The 16713-nt window shown below is 50.1% G+C and carries 9 protein-coding genes and 1 pseudogene; 7 read left to right on the forward strand and 3 right to left on the reverse strand.

Going from position 1 to position 16713, the window contains the following annotated elements:
- Positions 1 to 491 precede the first annotated feature (491 nt).
- Positions 492 to 1685, reverse strand: coding sequence for a glycosyltransferase (locus ACFWUL_RS10915; RefSeq protein WP_416177310.1), 1194 nt, complete (start codon positions 1683 to 1685; stop codon positions 492 to 494).
- Between the two features lie 394 nt (positions 1686 to 2079).
- Complete coding sequence (locus ACFWUL_RS10920; RefSeq protein WP_416177311.1) at positions 2080 to 3156, reverse strand: glycosyltransferase family 9 protein; 1077 nt, start codon at positions 3154 to 3156, stop codon at positions 2080 to 2082.
- 116 nt (positions 3157 to 3272) lie between these two features.
- Here ACFWUL_RS10920 and ACFWUL_RS10925 point away from each other — a divergent pair, with 116 nt between their 5' ends.
- The 4 genes and pseudogenes from ACFWUL_RS10925 to ACFWUL_RS10940 all read left to right on the forward strand — a co-directional run bounded on the left by ACFWUL_RS10925 (position 3273) and on the right by ACFWUL_RS10940 (position 7367).
- Positions 3273 to 4256, forward strand: coding sequence for a glycosyltransferase family 8 protein (locus ACFWUL_RS10925; RefSeq protein WP_416177312.1), 984 nt, complete (start codon positions 3273 to 3275; stop codon positions 4254 to 4256).
- 150 nt (positions 4257 to 4406) lie between these two features.
- Positions 4407 to 4964 carry a transposase gene (locus ACFWUL_RS10930; RefSeq protein ID WP_416177313.1) on the forward strand — a complete coding sequence of 186 codons (558 nt, stop codon included), beginning with the start codon at positions 4407 to 4409 and terminating at the stop codon, positions 4962 to 4964.
- 866 nt (positions 4965 to 5830) lie between these two features.
- A pseudogene (locus tag ACFWUL_RS10935) lies at positions 5831 to 6202 on the forward strand (four helix bundle protein).
- An 82-nt stretch (positions 6203 to 6284) separates the two neighbouring features.
- Positions 6285 to 7367: an NAD-dependent epimerase/dehydratase family protein gene (locus ACFWUL_RS10940; protein ID WP_416177314.1), complete on the forward strand. Its 1083-nt coding sequence runs from the start codon at positions 6285 to 6287 to the stop codon at positions 7365 to 7367.
- Positions 7368 to 8795: 1428 nt separating this feature from the next.
- Here the strand turns inward: ACFWUL_RS10940 and ACFWUL_RS10945 are convergent.
- Positions 8796 to 10373, reverse strand: a complete 1578-nt coding sequence (locus ACFWUL_RS10945) for an IS1182 family transposase (RefSeq protein ID WP_297020808.1) — start codon at positions 10371 to 10373, stop codon at positions 8796 to 8798.
- 529 nt (positions 10374 to 10902) lie between these two features.
- Here ACFWUL_RS10945 and ACFWUL_RS10950 point away from each other — a divergent pair.
- The 3 genes from ACFWUL_RS10950 (at position 10903) to ACFWUL_RS10960 (ending at position 15980) form a co-directional block, all read left to right on the forward strand.
- Positions 10903 to 11643, forward strand: coding sequence for a hypothetical protein (locus ACFWUL_RS10950; RefSeq protein WP_416177315.1), 741 nt, complete (start codon positions 10903 to 10905; stop codon positions 11641 to 11643).
- A complete protein-coding gene (locus ACFWUL_RS10955; protein ID WP_416177316.1) occupies positions 11640 to 12425 on the forward strand; it encodes a hypothetical protein in 786 nt (261 codons plus the stop codon). Before ACFWUL_RS10950 ends, ACFWUL_RS10955 begins: the two co-directional genes overlap by 4 nt.
- Before the next feature lie 2202 nt (positions 12426 to 14627).
- On the forward strand, positions 14628 to 15980 hold the full coding sequence (locus ACFWUL_RS10960; RefSeq protein ID WP_416177317.1) for an ATP-binding protein: 1353 nt from the start codon (positions 14628 to 14630) through the stop codon (positions 15978 to 15980).
- Positions 15981 to 16713: the final 733 nt, after the last annotated feature.

Below are 16713 nucleotides of genomic sequence, written 5' to 3' on the forward strand. Positions count from 1 at the left end.
TAGGAAACTGACAGAAGCGCCGCAGGCGGGTGGTTTTTCCTGAAAGCTAAAAGCCAGCAGCTAGGGAAGCACTGATTAATTCGCAGAGTCAGATTTCATAAGGATTTTTATGCACTGCTTCGTCATAACTCTCCTTAAATAGCTCGCTATTCGCGTCGAGTTATTCCTTGCATTGCATAAAAATCCAAGAATGAAATCTGACAACGATTTAATCAGTGCTTCCCTAGGAGCCCCGCCCGTTCGCATGCATCTTCAGCCACAAGACCCGCGGCAAAGCCGCTATAGACCTGGACCTGGACCTGGATCTAGATCCCCCAGGACCTCGATCTCGACCTCGACCTCGATCTGATTCAGGGTGCATTTGCGGCAAAGCCGCGGAACCTCAATTGGACCTGGACCTGAATCTAAATCCCCCAGGACCTCGATCTCAACCTCGGCCTCGATCTGATTCAGGGTGCATTTGCGGCAAAGCCGCGGAACCTCAATTCTCTTCACTCAAATCTCAATTCTATCTTTTTTCCTACCTCTTGTATCAGCCGGTCCCACTCATCCCATACCACATGGGGGGCAAAGGGCTTCATGGATTCCTGGGCATTCTGTCCCATTTTCCGGCGGAGCGCAGGAGATTCCATGAGTTTCCTGAGGGCCTCGGCCAGGGGCCCTGCGCCGTCATCTACAAGGAAGCCATTCTCCCCGTCATGGATGAGCTCGTTCACGGCGGGGCAGCTCTTATAGCCTATGGCGGGGATACCGACGCCCATAGCTTCTGTCAGGGCCAGGGGGAAGCCTTCGTGGTGGCTGGGGAAAGCGAAGATATCGGTATGCTGCCACACGGGGGCCATGTCTTTTGTCGTACCCCGCAGGTGGACGCGGTCTTCAAGCCCGTTTTTACTGATGAGCCGTTTAATGGTGGCCACATAGGCCTTATCATAGGTATCACCCCAGAGTTCCACCTGCCAGTCCGGAAAGTCTTTGGCCAGGAGGCTGAAGGCTTCGACCAGGAGGTGCTGGCGCTTGGTGCGTCCGGTGATGCGGCCCACATTGGTGATGGTATAAGTCCTGCGGTCCTGTCCGGGGTCAGCGGTGAGGTCAGGAATATTTACAGCATTTGGAATATAGACCAGGTGATCATGGCGTAGGTATTTCTTTGCCTTACTGATGAAGGAAGGCATGAGGGCCTGGACGGCAGCGCTCTTTTCGAGCGCCCTTTTTTCATTGGCCGGGGAATGGGCAAAAATTTCATCGGGGTCATTGTGGAGCATGGAAATGACCGGGATGTCCGTGGACAGTCCCTCCAGCAGCAGGCGGCCCGTGGGCTCGCGGAAGGAAACGATGACATTCGGCTTTTCCCGTTCCAGGACCTTCTCCAGCTGCGGCGCGGCAGCAGCGAGCATTTTATAATTCCTGTCCCTTGCGCCTTCCTGGCTGAAGAGCCGGGTGACTTCCCGGAGCCCCTTGCCCAGGGCACTCATATGGACCGGCTTCATGCCTGCCATGTGAAAGAGATTGTAAAAATGGCAGCTGTCCGGGAAGGGATAAAAGGGTTCCCCCTCCTTCTCATCGGCCATGACTACGGAAACCGTAAAGCCCCGCTCCGCCATGGCAAAGGCCATGCGGGAAAGGACATGCTCGATGCCGCCGCTGTAGCCCACAAATTTATGAAGATCTGCCAGTAAAAGGTTCATGATGGCCTCCTGGGTCTAATAATGTGTGTAGAATCGTTTTTCCATCGAACGAGTAGGGAGAGTGAGGAGTGAGGAGTGAGGAGTTAGGAGTGGTGGAGCGGCGCACAATTCATATAGCGCCGCGATTTTTATATGAATGCACCAATTCCTGATGGTAATGCAAACCGAATAACGTCATTTCGACCGGTGGTAAGCAGAATAGTGATGAAGAACCTAAGAATCGCTACAGGGTGCGATGAGTGGAGAAATCTTTCTTGTGTACGGGAATACAGGGCTTTTCAGGAGTGAAGAGGGGGAGCAGCGGCGAAGCCGCGAATAAAAATATATAATCTGCGGCGCTCCCCAATTTATGCGCCGCCACTACCACTCCTGACTTCTCACTCCTCACTCCTAACTAACTTACTATTACATAATGTTTCCCATACTGCTTGCTGTCCTTCATTCCCAGCGCCCATTCTCCGGCGGCAATGACTTCTTTCACCGGGATATGGTCTATGGGGATGTACTTCTTATCCCGAATCGTATGGGCCACGTGGTCCTGGGCCATGGGCATGTCCGTAGAGGCGATGCCGCAGGATTTTTTGCCCAGGGGATGGTGAAGCTTCACGTTGGAAGGACCAAAGAGGGCGATGGTGGGCACCGAGCGGCTGTCGAAGACGTACATGGGGCCGCTGTCGTTGGTGAATCCGATGGAGCAGCGGGAAACGGCGGCCATGAACTGGCCCATGGATAATTGTCCCGCAGCGGTGATGGCTTCTTCCCTGTGCTTCATGGAGGACAGGGCCTTTTCGATGAGAGGCAGTTCGCCCTTCACGCCGAAGAAGACGGGACGGTATCCTTTTTCTGCAAAGAAATCAGCCACCTGGCCGAAATTTTCGGCTGGCCAGTTTTTTTCGGCCGTGGAGCTTCCTACGGAAAAGCCGGCCAGCTTTTCCTTTTCACCGATTCCCCGGGCTTTGAAGAAATCGGCGGCCCCTTTGTCCCATTCCGGGGAGGTATAAATTTTCATGCCTTCATGGTGGAGGTCCTGTACGCCCAGTTCCCCGAGAACCCGGATATACTTATCCACGGCATGGCAGTCCTTGTACTCCACCATGATTTCCTTTGTCATGAGGAAACGGTCAAACCCCGTCCCCGCTTCCCCGGTCCACACCTTCGGGTGCATGGCGGCGCCCATGAGGGTGGTCCTGGTGGTGCCGTGGAGGACGAGGAGCACATCGGGCCGCTCCTTTCCGATTTCCTTCCCCCGCTTCCAGGTTCCTGAAAGGCCCAATGCCTTCCGGTCCACCGGGATGATTTCATCGATGTTGGGGTTATAAGCTACGGACTCCCGGAACCGGGCATCGATGACCAGGCGGATTTTTGAACCCACCGCTGCCCTCCGGAGGACTTCCAGAAAGGGGGTAATGGAGACCATATCTCCAAAGTAGAGCATATAGATGATAACAATGTTTTTATTTCTCAGATCCATGATGGTTCTCCTGCGTTTCGACGATGGCGTCTCATTTCTTCCCATTATACCAAATCGGGAGTTCCCGGGTATGGTAAAATAAGATAATGCTATAGTTTCGAAGTAAGGAGAATTCTATGTCCAACGTATTATCCCATGCCATTACAGAGACCATCCATTTCGGGCGGAAGCCGGAGAAAGGGGATTTCCACATCGCCCTCACCGGCACCGCCGATTACATTCCCCACATGGGAGTGGTAGCCCTCACCGTCCATGCCCACAATGAGGACATGCCCATCTGCTACCATTTCTTTGTGAACCATCTGGAGGATGTGGAAAGAAAGCGGCTGGAAGAGGCGGCGGACATCATGGAGAGCCCCCTGGAAGTGCACATCATCGACGACAGCGCCTTCAAAACCCTTCTCCTTACCGACGGGGTGGCGGCTTTCTTCTACCGGTTCCTTGTGGCGCCGGCCATCGCCCCCGTGGCGGACCGGGTGCTCTACCTGGACGGGGACATGATGTGCCGGGGCTCCCTGAAGGTCCTGCGGGACCTGGACTTCCAGGGAAATGACGTGGCCGTGGTGTCGGACCGGAAAGAGGAGCTCCAGATGAAGCGGGTCCACACGAAGCGCTACTTCAATGCCGGCATGATGCTCATCAACGTGAAGCAGTGGATGGAGGAGAATCGGTTCGACGAGATCGTCCACCGGGCGGAGGAAAACGTGAAGCGCGTAGGAAATCGCCTCTCCCACCACGACCAGGATATCCACAACGAAATGCTGGATGGGAAATGCCTGTACCTGGAAAAGAAGTACAACTACCTCTACAACCTGGACCGGCAGTCCCTCTTCAAGAAACAGCCGGTGAACGAGGACTATAAAAAGCAGGTCATCATCCACTTCGCCGGCCACGCGAAACCCTGGCACAGCTGGGTCCAGGACTGGCCGGTGGTGAAAGAATACGCCGCCATCCAGAAAGCATCCCCCTGGAAAGACGTGCCCCTCGTACCGCCAAAGGGCCACAAAAACCTCCACCAGGCCGCCCGCACCGCCCGGATGAGAGGGAAGTACGGGGAGATGATTGGGTATTATGTCAAGTATTTGGGGGATAAGGTATAGGGCTGAAAAGTCACTAAACAGCGGATAACTGCTTTTGTGCACCAGATGGGATTCCATTATAACCAGGGAGCTACCTGGACCCAAAAACATATGAATTGGATTATGAGTCTCCCGCTGAGCGAATTGAATAAAGAAACATTGAGTGAGTATATGACAACTCTGCTTACCCTCCAGCAGAAGCTGGAAGATCTGGATGTCAGGATTAAGTCATTTGCAATGCAGAAAAAGTATGCAGCTAATGTCAATAAACTGCGCTGTTTCCTTGGAATAGAATATGGCTTTGCACTTCGTTTAATTGTAACTATTGGCGATTTCAAGCGCTTTCCTACAGCAGGCCATTTTGCGTCCTTTTTGGGACTTACCCCAACTGAACACTCCAGTAATGAAGATGGCAACTATGGCAGCATTTCAAAAGCCGGAAATATTGTTTTGAGGAAGAAGCTGATTGAAGCAGTCTGGTCCGGCTTTTCACGGGGGCGGCCCGGATACAAGAGCAGGGCTTTGAGAAAACGGCAGGAAGGATGCTGTGCATCAGATATTCATTATGCGGACAAAGCAAACAGAAGACTTCGCGTAAGGTTCAGAGACAAGATTATGAAAGGGAAAAACAGTAATGTTGCTGCTACTGCCGTTGCCCGGGAATTCAGTGGCTTTATTTGGGGAATGATGACTGGACACACTGCTGACGTTATTCGTAAGAAAGCTTGACATCGCACGCATAGTTCTCTGAGTTAGGCAGCAAGCATAAAAATACAGCCGAAGGGAGATGATTAAAAGGTGAATAGCGGTTTGGACAATATTAAGGGAGAGCTTTGAGTTAAGAGAGGCTGGGTTATCCTAGTGCTAGCTTTGCAGGACATGCATAGGCATGATTCCAAATAAAAGATTGAAGGAACCCGCGGCGAAATCATTGACCTGTTAATCCACGTATAAGAGACTGATCAAGCCCCGGAATAATCTGCAAAGCTCTTCCTCCATGTTGTCCAGGCAGCTATTGCCTGGAACCCGCATACCAATTTGAACTTGACATGGAGCCCCTGCTCATGTGATTTCCAAGCCAAGGGGCCGAAAAAATATGGCCATAGAGGAAGCAGGCTATCACATGAGCCGCTCCATGTAAAGTTCAAATTTTCCCAAACCGATTTAATTCCATTACATCTTGCAACTAGTCTTATTGGCAAGAATATTTGGCATGCTTGGGGTCTTGACAAAGGTCATTTCATAAGAGTTAGAAGAATTGAGAATTGAGTGAAGAGAATTGAGGTCCCGCGGCTGCGCCGCAAGAGAGACGTCAGACGATCAGATAGCAGCTTTTAGATAACTGCGCCATCCCGTCATTTCGAGCGGAGGCAGAATGCTGAATGACTATAAAGTTAAGAATCGCTACAGCTGCGATGAGCCGAGAAATCTCTCAGATAAATGACTGTGACGGGGTTCAGAATAATTCATTGAGACCTCGCGGCTGCACCGCAGATTTCTTTTTGAAGTTTCATATCAGTTCTCTGAATGATCAATCATGTATTTTTACACCTTCGAAATTATAAATTCCAATATTTACCTTGGAGGCGATTATCATGACTGATTACAAAGATTTAATTATCTGGCAGAAATCAAGACTTTTAGTTCGTACAGTCTATATACTGACCCGTAAATTACCTAAAGAAGAATTATTTGGCCTGACGAACCAGGTCCGTTGAGCTGTTGTCTCTATCCCCTCGAATATTGCCGAAGGATTTAATCGTGGATCAGACAAAGAGTTTATTCATTTTCTCAGGATTGCAAAGGGGTCAGCAGCAGAAGTGGAAACACAACTGATTCTTTGCGTAGACCTGGGATACTTGGATTCCGATGATATTGTAGAGGCCATAAAGTTGTATAATGAAATTCTTAGAATGTTAGGAACACTTATCGTTAGAATTGAACAGAGGGTAAATAAGAAAAAATGAGATCTGATAGTTGCGGCGAAGCCGCTGGACCTCAATTCTCAAAACTCAATTCTCAATTCTTTCTTTTCCATCAGGAGGCACCATGAAAACACCAATTTCTTTAGAAAATAAAACCATCTTCATCACCGGCTCTGCCGGATTTATCGGGGCGAACCTGGTGAAGCGGCTCCTGGCCGTACAGGGCGCCCGCATCATCGGCATCGACAATATGAACGACTACTACGACGTATCCCTGAAGGAATACCGTCTGCAGGAGCTGGAAAAAGAAAGCAAAGCCCATGGGGAAGCGGAGTACCATTTCATCAAAGGAAACATCGCAGACAGGGATACCATTACGGATATCTTCACCACCTGGCATCCGGACATCGTGGTGAATCTCGCCGCCCAGGCCGGCGTGCGGTATTCCATTACGAACCCCGACGTGTACATCGAGTCCAACCTCATCGGCTTCTACAACATCCTCGAAGCCTGCCGTCATTCCTATGACAATGGCGCCAAAGGCGTAGAGCACCTGGTCTACGCTTCCTCCTCCTCCGTGTACGGCGGAAATACGAAGGTCCCCTTCAGCACCGACGATAAAGTGGACCATCCGGTATCCCTCTACGCAGCCACCAAGAAATCCGACGAGCTCCTGGCCCACTGCTATGCGAAACTGTACAACATCCCCTCCACGGGACTCCGCTTCTTCACGGTCTACGGCCCCGCCGGCCGGCCGGACATGGCCTACTTCGGCTTCACCAATAAACTCCGGGAAGGTAAGACCATCCGGATTTTCAACTACGGCCACTGCGAACGGGACTTCACCTACGTAGACGACATCGTAGAAGGGGTGGTCCGGGTCATGCAGGGAGCACCGGAACGGAAGAATGGCGAAGACGGCCTCCCCATCCCGCCCTATGCGGTATACAACATCGGCGGCGGCCATCCGGAAAACCTTCTCGATTTCGTAGACATCCTGCAGCAGGAACTCCTTCGCGCCGGCGTGCTCCCGAAGGACTACGACTTCGAAGCCCACAAGAAACTGGTGCCCATGCAGCCCGGCGACGTCCCCGTCACCTACGCCGACACAAAGGCCCTGGAAAAAGACTACGGCTACCGCCCCGCCACTACGCTCCGGGAAGGACTCCGGAAATTCGCGGAATGGTATAAGGAGTACTATAAATAAAGAGTTGAGAGTTGAGAGTTGAGATTTGAGTTCCCGCGGCTCCGCCGCAGGTTGGCATGCTGATGGATAGAGTCACTGGCACAGAGCTTTCAGCTTCTAGCGGCTAGTGATGCGTCTCAATCACATTTGGGATAATGATTAACGCTGACTTGAGTGCATTATTACAGTTTCTTCCCGTCCTTAAATACACTTGACTCCATCCCTAACTCGTCATCTCGAGCGGTGGTAAGCACCGTAATGACGCAAAATATAAAAATCGAATGTGAGAGAGAGTCGAGAGATCTCTCAGGAAATTGCCTTTGACGGTCTTACAACGCCGACAACGGTTGAGAATCCCTGTATTCCCGAAAGCAAGAAAGATTTCTCGACTCATCGTAGCTGTAGCGATTCTAAACTGCATTGTCATCTAGCATGTTGCCACCGCTCGAAATGACGTTATTGGGGGAGTTTCCACTTGCAAATCTATCACTAAGTTATCATATAATTAAGCAATCATTAGCACAAATGTGATTGAGACAAGACACTAGCTGTCAGGAAAACTGGTCCGCCTGCGGCGCCTCCCACCGGATGTATACGCCGGTCGTTCGTGCCGTAGTCTATAGAGCTTTCCTAAAAGCTAAAAGCCAGCAGCTAGGGAAGCGCTGATTAATTCGCAGAGTCAGATTTCATAAGGATTTTTATGCACTGCTTCGTCATAACTCTCCTTAAATAGCTCGCTATTCGCGTCGAGTTATTCCTTGCATTGCATAAAAATCCAAGAATGAAATCCGACAACGACTTAATCAGTGCTTCCCTGGAAGCCCCACGGGAGTGACTCTATCCGCCAGCATATCAATCCGCTGCAAAGCGGCTTAGACATGAGCTCCAATGACAAACGGAAATAATCCAATCCCAAAACGCCATTTTACAGAAGCGGGGCATGCCGCACTTTTGTAAAATGGCGTTTTTATTGACTCTATTCCTCACTCAATCGGTGGTAAGCGAACGGTGTTCCGGGTGCCGCAGGTTGAAATCTGCGGCTCCGCCGCCAAAGCGACCCAACCTCCCCTCTTTAGAGGGGAAAAGTAAGCGAACTGGAGTTACAGCAGCGAACATGTTTTGAAGGAGCGCCAGCGACGCGCAAAACATTGTGAGTCGCTGATAGCCGTGCTGTAGGGAGCCGAAGGCGAGCGAAAATCCAGTGAGACACTTTCATCGCGCAGGCGATCGGGGGACCGCGTTAGCGGTGGAGGGGTGCCGATGGGATTGGGAAAGAACGGTCAGAGCGACTTTAGCGAGAGCCCCCTCCGCCCTGCGGGCGGGGCTGTGAAAAAATGAGAAATCATTTTTATTCACAGCCTCCTTTTTTGTATTCCAGTTAAATATCCATTTATTTTGCTGAAATTGAGTATACTTCCCCCTTTCCCCAGTCATCCCAATTATTTTATTTTATGCTGCTCTTCGCATTCTCATGCGTTTATGGTAATGTTTATTCAGATTTTGGCCTATCGCCATGAGGTAAATCTCTACTTTTACAGGATTCGTACCTCTTCTGACGATTCTCTTGTATCCGTGGTCGTTTTTTATGATTCCAAAAGTACCTTCCGACTGGATGGAACGGTTCATTCTGAGCAGGGCTCCCTGAATACTTTCCAGGTTGGCGATGACTTCTTTATGCATGGAAGTCAGTTCCTGATTAATCTGAACTGTCCGGTTTCTTGGTGTCCTTTTACATTTCTCGGCATAGGGGCATCCGCTACAGTCTTCACACTGGTAAATCTCTTCCTGGCGCCCGTAGTGGTTACCTGGAATCGACTTTCTGTATTGGAGCCTGAATGCCCTGCCGAAGGGGCAGCGCATGATTCCGTTGGCATCAATTGTAAAATTCTCCGCCCGGAATGGGTTATCCCTGTACTTGGCATCGCTTGTCTGTTTCTTAAACATGGGGAATTTCATGAATTTTTTCATGCCATGCTGTTCGCAGTAGATATAGTTGTTAAATGAGCCATATCCCGCATCTGCTACCGGGTATTTCGGATAAAAATGATAGGTCTTATGGAACTTTTCTATCAGGGGAATGAAGCAGTCCATATCTGACCGGCACTGGCTGACATCCAAAACGGCAATATATTCGTCGGCGATGCCAAACTGCACGTTGTATGCAGGAAGAAGCTGGTCATTACCTACATAATCCTTCTTTACCCGCATAAATGTAGCTGAAGGATCAGTTTTCGAGTAGCTGTTTCGATTAGGGCCGCAGATCCTTATCTTTTCTCCATATTCCCTGAGTTTATCCGTATATTGCTTTAGCTTTTCACACATACGCTGGTGTGGAGTCTTGCGATGTCCCGGACCATGGACAAATTCCTTTTCATCCAGATTCCAGAAGCGTTCAAGAGCTTCCAGCTTTTCCTCCAGATAATCCGGAACGTATTCGGTGCTCGTTTCTATTGTTGCTCCTTCTGTTGCCAGCTCGCAGTTAATTTCATTCAGCAGTGACGTAATCTTCTCATACAGGTGATACCGGGATTTTATAGTTGTTTTTTTCCACACCCAGCTGTATTTATTGGCGTTGGCCTCCATTTTGGTGCCATCGATATAAAGATGGTTGAGATCGACGTGGTCTTCCTTGAAGATTTCTGCATTAACCGCATTGAAAATGTCCTCAATACAATTGGCTAGAACTTTGTTGATAAAGTTTGCAAAAGTGCGGTAACTGGGAGCCTGACCGTCTGAGAGGTAAATAAATCGCAGATCTGTACGGCAGGCCTTCTCCAGGCTGCGTAAAGAACAATACCCCAGCATAAATCCGAAAAGCACGAGTTTAAGTAAAATGACCGGATTGTATCCGATGCGGCCTGCAGAGCAGTGGGACTGTACCGGAAGATATTTTCTTAATCCTATAGCCTCCATTAAATGGTCAAATTCAAAAACAGGGTCATCAATTGGCAGATAAGATGCAATAGACAGTGGCAAAAAGCCCTGCCGTGGGGTACAATGATAACTGGTATTTTTGCATTTCATCATAACACTATAATACCACTGAAAAAGGTGTCCGGCTCGCTTGAGTCAGACACCTTTTTTGGCGACTGTTTTAATTCAATTATTTCACAGCCCCTAATTATCAGCAGCTGCGCTGCTATTGGAACCCTGATGACTCTATCCCCAAACCCAAAAATTGACACAGCACGAGGCCCCTTCCTCGGGGAAGTAAGCGAACTGATTTCGCAGGGAGCCGCAGGCGACCGAGAGATCAGTGAGACACTTTCCCAGCGAAGTCTGGCAGGGGCTGCCCACCGGGCTGGGGTTAGCTGATGAAAACTGACAGAAGCGCCGCAGTCAATTGACTTGGCTCCCCCTCCGGGGGAGCTGTCGCCGCAGGCGACTGAGGGGGTGCATTTGCCGCAAAGCGGCTGACCAGCTCAAGGCTCCGCCCGTTCGCACGCAATCTTAGCCACATAAGCGTCCCCAGGCAAATCACCGTGACTTCAATTCTTATTGTCCTCTCTGTCTTTATCCTGTACAATAGCGGAAGGAAAGAGGAGGGAGAAGTACCATGAAAACGACAGTTACCCTGGAAGAAGCCTTTGAAAGGCTCGGATATATGAATTTCCTTATGGATAAACTCAATAGCCTGTGCGATACCGTCAGGAAACAGGAAAAGAAGCACGATATCTTCATCTGCCGGGAAGAGTTAAAACTGGGGAAAGAAATCATGGATAGAATCAGCCGCCTGTCCATGACCATTTCACGGACCGCAGACAATGCAGCACAAAAGGGAAAGGGCCTGCCACTCTTAATGGAGCAGGTCAATAAAATTATATCCCTGATCTATGAAGCCCAGAGACATATAGAAAATGCCATTGACTTTGACAGGAAAGACAGCGAATTCGGTCTCATGCTCGAGGTGAGATGCTATCCGGAAGGAGAGCAGGAAAAAGAAAAGCTGCTCACCGCCTACCATATACCGAGATATAGAATGGTTGACACTATCAGCGACATACTGGAGACAGAGGCGCCTATCCTGTTCCATATCCGCCTCCGCAGTCCCCACCGCCGCATGGGGCGCTCCGTCCTTCTCTGGACCAGTAACCCGTCCCTCCGCCCCAAGGAAAACATGGTCCCCTTTACTGTAGAAACTGCCAGCGGCGATATTATCCACGTCTATGGGAAATTCCTCTTCACCGGGGAAATGGAAACAGAAACCCTCATCAGGACACTCACCGTGCCGGATATCACGGTTTTCGAGGAAATGTGGAGAGCCCGGATGGATACTATAGAAAGGAACAAATCATGACAGAGAATACAAAAAATCTGTCACCCCAACTCACAGAAGCCATCGACTACCTGCGCTTCCTGATCATCCATACACAGCAGATAGAAGACACCATCCGCCACCTCAGTGCAGAATATGAACCCTATATCTGTATGGATGAATACGATAAATACGAAAGCTATACAAGAACCGCATCTGCCAATATCAGGCTGATCAGCCGCAAGCTGGCAGCCGGAGTCCGGAATGCCCCGGAAGAAGCGGCACTTCTCAGGAAAGTCAATAAAGCGATTGCCGATATTTCCCAGGCCCGGCGCTATCTGAAAAATGCCATCGACTTTGCTGTGGACGACAGTGAGATGGCCCTCGCCCTTGGTGCTGCTCCGGCGGGATATGGGGATCCTGCCGAAGAAATGGATATCAGCGTCTTCCACCTGCTGCGCCTGCACGTGAAGGAAGATATCAGCCATATCCTGGATACCCCCGAGCCCCGGTGCCTTGCCATCCGCCTCCGCCGCCCCGGCAAGACAGCTGCCCGCCAGGTCCTTCTCTGGATAGCGCCGGAAAGCCTTGAGATGAATAACAACATATACCCCCTGCTCTTTGACACCACAGGTAAAGATACCATCCGAGTAACCGGTCCCTTCATCATTACCGGTAAATGGGGACCCCATGACTTGGTCAGAAGCCTCGCCACAGCTGATATTACGGCCTTTGTAGAAATGTGGGATGCCCACGTGGACCGGCATAAAGCACAGGGAAACAAATACAACTGGAGTCGTTTCGATTTCAGAGAAAAAGAATAGGATGCCTTGGCAGTGGGCTTTGGCATGGAAATTGACGGAAGCGCTACAGGCGACTGAGGCGGTGCATTTGGCGGAGAAGTCTGGACCTCAATGCTATCCTTTTTCGCCGTAGGCGGCTCACCCTGATCTGGATCTCAATACTCTTCTCCTCCAATCTCATTCATGAAATGTGAAGATAGTGTGTAAAGTCTCTCATGAAATGTGAAAACAAATTGAAAAGTCGCTCATAAAATCGTATTGGAAATTATCGGTGTCCCCAATCAGCAATTGCCATTTTATAAAAATGCGGCATGCCGCACTTTTATAAAATGGCAATTGCTGATTTTCTCCACTTCGTCATCTCGAGCGGTGGCAAGGGAACTGGATTCGTAAGGAGCCGCAGGCGACTGAGAATCCAGTGACACGCTTCCCCACGGGTGGCAAGGGAACTGGATTCGTAAGGAGCCGCAGGCGACTGAGAATCCAGTGACACGCTTCCCCTCGGGTGTGAACATGCGATATGACTTTATCTATAAGAATCGCTACAGCTACGATGAGTCGAGAGATCTCTCTGGTGTATGACTATGACGAGCTTTTCACAGGATAGCGTTAAATTCCCACGGCTTCGCCGTTGTTGGTATCCTGATATCTCTATTCCCAAACCTCGAAATTGACACAGAAAAAGGCCCCTTCCTTGGGGAAGTAAGCGAACTGATTTCGTAGGGAGCCGCAGGCGACCGAGAAATCAGTGAGACACTTTCCCAACGAAGTCGGGCAGGGGCTGCCCACCGGGCTGAGGTTAGCTGAAGGGCACTGACAGAAGCGCCGCAGGCGGGTGGTTTTTCCTAAAAGCTAAAAGCCAGCAGCTAGAAGCCCCGCCTGTTCGCACGCATCTTCAGCCACAAGACCCGCGGCAAAGCCGCTAAAGACCTCGATCTCGACCTCGGTCTCAATCTGATTCAGCTGCATTTGCGGCAAAGCGGCTGTAGGTCAAGAAATCCCGCCTGCGGCGCATCCATCAGCTAACCTCCGTCAAATGAGGCCGAGATTGAGGCTTATAGCCGCTTCGCAGCGGAGGCGTCAGATAGAGTCAGCGGTTCCGTTATTGTGCCATCTGACATTTACCGTATAACGTCATCTCGAGCGGAGGCAGCATGCCAAGTGACTGTGCAGCTAAAAATCGCTACAGCTGCGATGAGTCGAGAGATCTCTCAGATATTTGACTATGACGGCACAAAGGCAGAAATGAGATTTGATGTAAACAATTGAAGTCCAGCCTGCGGCGCTTCCAATAGCTAACCTCCGTCGCCTACGGCGCCACCGACGGCCGGGCTCTAAGGTGCTCGCTTAATGTGCAGATTATGCTCGCATATGAGCCCGGCTCGAGGGTCCTCTGCAGGACCCTCGCCTTCCGAGGAAGGCGGCTAACGATCTGCGGCTCCGCCGCAAAAGCGACCCAACCTCCCCTCTTTAGAGGGGAAAAGTAAGCGAACTGGATTTGTAGGGAGCCGAAGGCGAGCGAAAATCCAGTGAGACACTTTCATCGCGCAGGCGATCGGGGGACCGCGTTAGCGGTGGAGGGGTGCCGATGGGATTGGGAAAGAACGGTCAGGGCAACTTCAGTGAGAGCCCCCTCCGTCTGGTCACAAAAGGAAGGCGCTTTAATGTGCAGGATAAGCGCCAACTTGGACCAGACGTGAACATCCTATGCAGGATGTTCACTCTGCGGGCACCTTCCCCATAGATGGGGGAGGTTAATTATCAGCAGCTGCGCTGCTATTGGAACCCTGATGACTCTATTCCCAAACCTCGAAATTGACACAGAAAAAGGCCCCTTCCTTGGGGAAGTAAGCGAACTGATTTCGTAGGGAGCCGCAGGCGACCGAGAAATCAGTGAGACACTTTCCCAACGAAGTCGGGCAGGGGCTGCCCACCGGGCTGGGGTTAGCTATAGGGAACTGACAGAAGCGCCGCAGGCTAATTATCTCGATTTCGATCTCGACCTCGATCTGATTCAGTGTGCATTTTGTGGCGAAGCCGCGGAACCTCAATGTTTCACCCAATTCTCATTTCTATCCTTTGAATAAGCAGGCAGCTGTTTTGAAACTAAATTCTTGAAAATATTTTCACAAATACGTAAAATAAATATATTAGTAAAAATATTTTCAAAAACTTCACGGACAGATGGAATTGTGACATAATGGAGTCAGCAAAGGAGTGAGAATGATGACAGGCGAAGAAGCGCAGAAATTGGAATCAGCACTGCTGATAGAGAGGAAGGACTATGTAAATCGAATCCTTTCTTTTCGTGACCAGGAACCGGTGAAAATTATTACAGGTATACGCCGATGCGGAAAATCCAGTGTTATGCGTCTTGTTATTCGCCGGATCCTCCATGATCATGTAAAGCCGGAGCAGATTATCTATATGCAGTTTGAGTCCATGTCTTTCAACGGGATGTCTCTGCAGGAGTTATATCAGTACGTGAAACAGCGGTGCCGGACAGGAGAAAAAATGTATATTTTTCTGGATGAACCGCAGCTGGTTGAGGGGTGGGAAAAAGCGGTCAATTCATTCCGCGTTGATTTTGACTGCGATATTTATGTTACCGGTTCCAATGCCTATCTGCTGTCATCGGAATATGCAACACTTCTTTCCGGGCGGTATGTGGAAATCAAAATGTACCCCCTGTCTTTCAGGGAATTCATTTCCTTTAACCATATGGCAGTCAGTAAAAGGAAAAACTTTCTTGGCCGTACAGAGACCATGATGATTGACCCGTCCGGAGCCGGAATAGAGGCAGGTCAAGTATTGGAAGCCTATATGCATTATGGAGGAATGCCGGGGGTTTCAGCAGTTGGGCTGTCCCAGGAAAAATCAATGATGCTTCTTGACGGGATCTATTCTACCGTAGTAGTCAGGGATATCCTGGAGAGGAACAGCCGGGAGAATGGTGGGAGAAAAGCGGACGCCCTGCTCCTCAGGAAAATCATTCTTTTTCTTGCAGATTCTATAGGCAGCAGTGTATCCCTTTCCTCTATCAGCCGGACCCTTATATCAGAAAGGCTGGTTGAAAACAAAACGAAACACGGAGCTCCGGCAGTCCAGACGGTTTCCCTCTACGTAGAAGCAATCAAAAAAGCCTACCTTTTCTATGAAATCAAAAGATTTGACCTTCGGGGAAAAGAAAAACTGAAAACCCTTGGGAAATATTATATTGTGGATCCGGGACTCAGAAATTATCTCCTTGGGTACAGATTAGGAGATACCGGGCATATGTTGGAGAATATCGTATATTTTGAACTCCTCCGTCGTGGATTTGAAGTGGCAGTGGGGAAACTGGGAGATAGGGAAATTGATTTTGTGGCAGAAAAACAGGGAAAAAGAATCTATGTCCAGGTGACCCAGAGCATGACAGACCCCAAAGTATGGAAACGAGAATTGGAGCCACTGCAAATGCTCAAGGATAACTATGATAAATATGTCCTGACACTATATAAAGGGATAGATGATAATGCAGAAGGAGTACATATAGTCTCTTTGATAGACTTTCTGCTGGAAGATAAAGTGATATAGAGATAACAGCAAAACGCCATTTTATAAAACTGCGGCATGCCGCAGTTTCGTAAAATGGCGTTTTTGGTTACTCGATTTGGCATCCACAGTTCCTCGAGGTCCAGCCTGCGGCGCAGGGCCCACCAGAATCCCTCTGTCACTGCGTGACATCATTCCGGCCGGGCCCCAAAAGGAAGGTGCTTTTATGTGCAGTATAAGCACCAACTTGGGCCCGGCTCGAAGGTCCTCTGCAGGGTCTTCGCCTTTGAGAAAGGGGGACTATCCAATGGCGGCGGCGCCGTATGACCCCGGCCTGCGGCGCTCCCATCCGCTAACCTCCGTCGCCTGACGGCGCCACCGCCGGGCCACGAAAGGAAGGCGTCTTATTGTGCAGTATAGATGTGCAGGTCCTGCATAGGACCTGCAAGCCAGCCGCAAGTTGGCACTTATACTGCACATTAAAGTGCTTTCCTTTTGGGCGGCTGGCCGATCAACGTGGGCCCGGCTCGAGGGTCCTCTGCAGGACCCTCGCCTTCCGAGGAAGGAGGCTGCCCACCAACAGATTCACTGTATTATTGGCCCTAAAATATCACTCGTCATCTCGAGCGGTGTGGACATGCTGTATGACGCTACAGTCAAGAATCGCTACAGCTGCGATGAGTCGAGAGATCTCTCAGATAGTTGACTGTGACGGAACAAAGGCAGAACTGAGATTTGATGTAAATAATTGTAAAGGAAGAGTGCCGATGGGATT

Source organism: Dialister sp. (genome assembly GCF_047832375.1).
In the GTDB taxonomy this organism is placed as follows: Bacteria; Bacillota; Negativicutes; order Veillonellales; family Dialisteraceae; genus Dialister.

Excerpts from the sequence above, each read along its gene's own strand:
- ACFWUL_RS10950 (WP_416177315.1), top strand. The coding sequence starts at position 10,903 with ATGAAAACGACAGTTACCCTGGAAGAAGCCTTTGAAAGGCTCGGATAT.
- ACFWUL_RS10930 (WP_416177313.1), top strand. The coding sequence starts at position 4,407 with ATGACAACTCTGCTTACCCTCCAGCAGAAGCTGGAAGATCTGGATGTC.
- ACFWUL_RS10960 (WP_416177317.1), top strand. The coding sequence starts at position 14,628 with ATGATGACAGGCGAAGAAGCGCAGAAATTGGAATCAGCACTGCTGATA.
- ACFWUL_RS10915 (WP_416177310.1), bottom strand. The coding sequence starts at position 1,685 with ATGAACCTTTTACTGGCAGATCTTCATAAATTTGTGGGCTACAGCGGC.
- ACFWUL_RS10920 (WP_416177311.1), bottom strand. The coding sequence starts at position 3,156 with ATGGATCTGAGAAATAAAAACATTGTTATCATCTATATGCTCTACTTT.
- ACFWUL_RS10955 (WP_416177316.1), top strand. The coding sequence starts at position 11,640 with ATGACAGAGAATACAAAAAATCTGTCACCCCAACTCACAGAAGCCATC.
- ACFWUL_RS10945 (WP_297020808.1), bottom strand. The coding sequence starts at position 10,373 with ATGATGAAATGCAAAAATACCAGTTATCATTGTACCCCACGGCAGGGC.
- ACFWUL_RS10925 (WP_416177312.1), top strand. The coding sequence starts at position 3,273 with ATGTCCAACGTATTATCCCATGCCATTACAGAGACCATCCATTTCGGG.
- ACFWUL_RS10940 (WP_416177314.1), top strand. The coding sequence starts at position 6,285 with ATGAAAACACCAATTTCTTTAGAAAATAAAACCATCTTCATCACCGGC.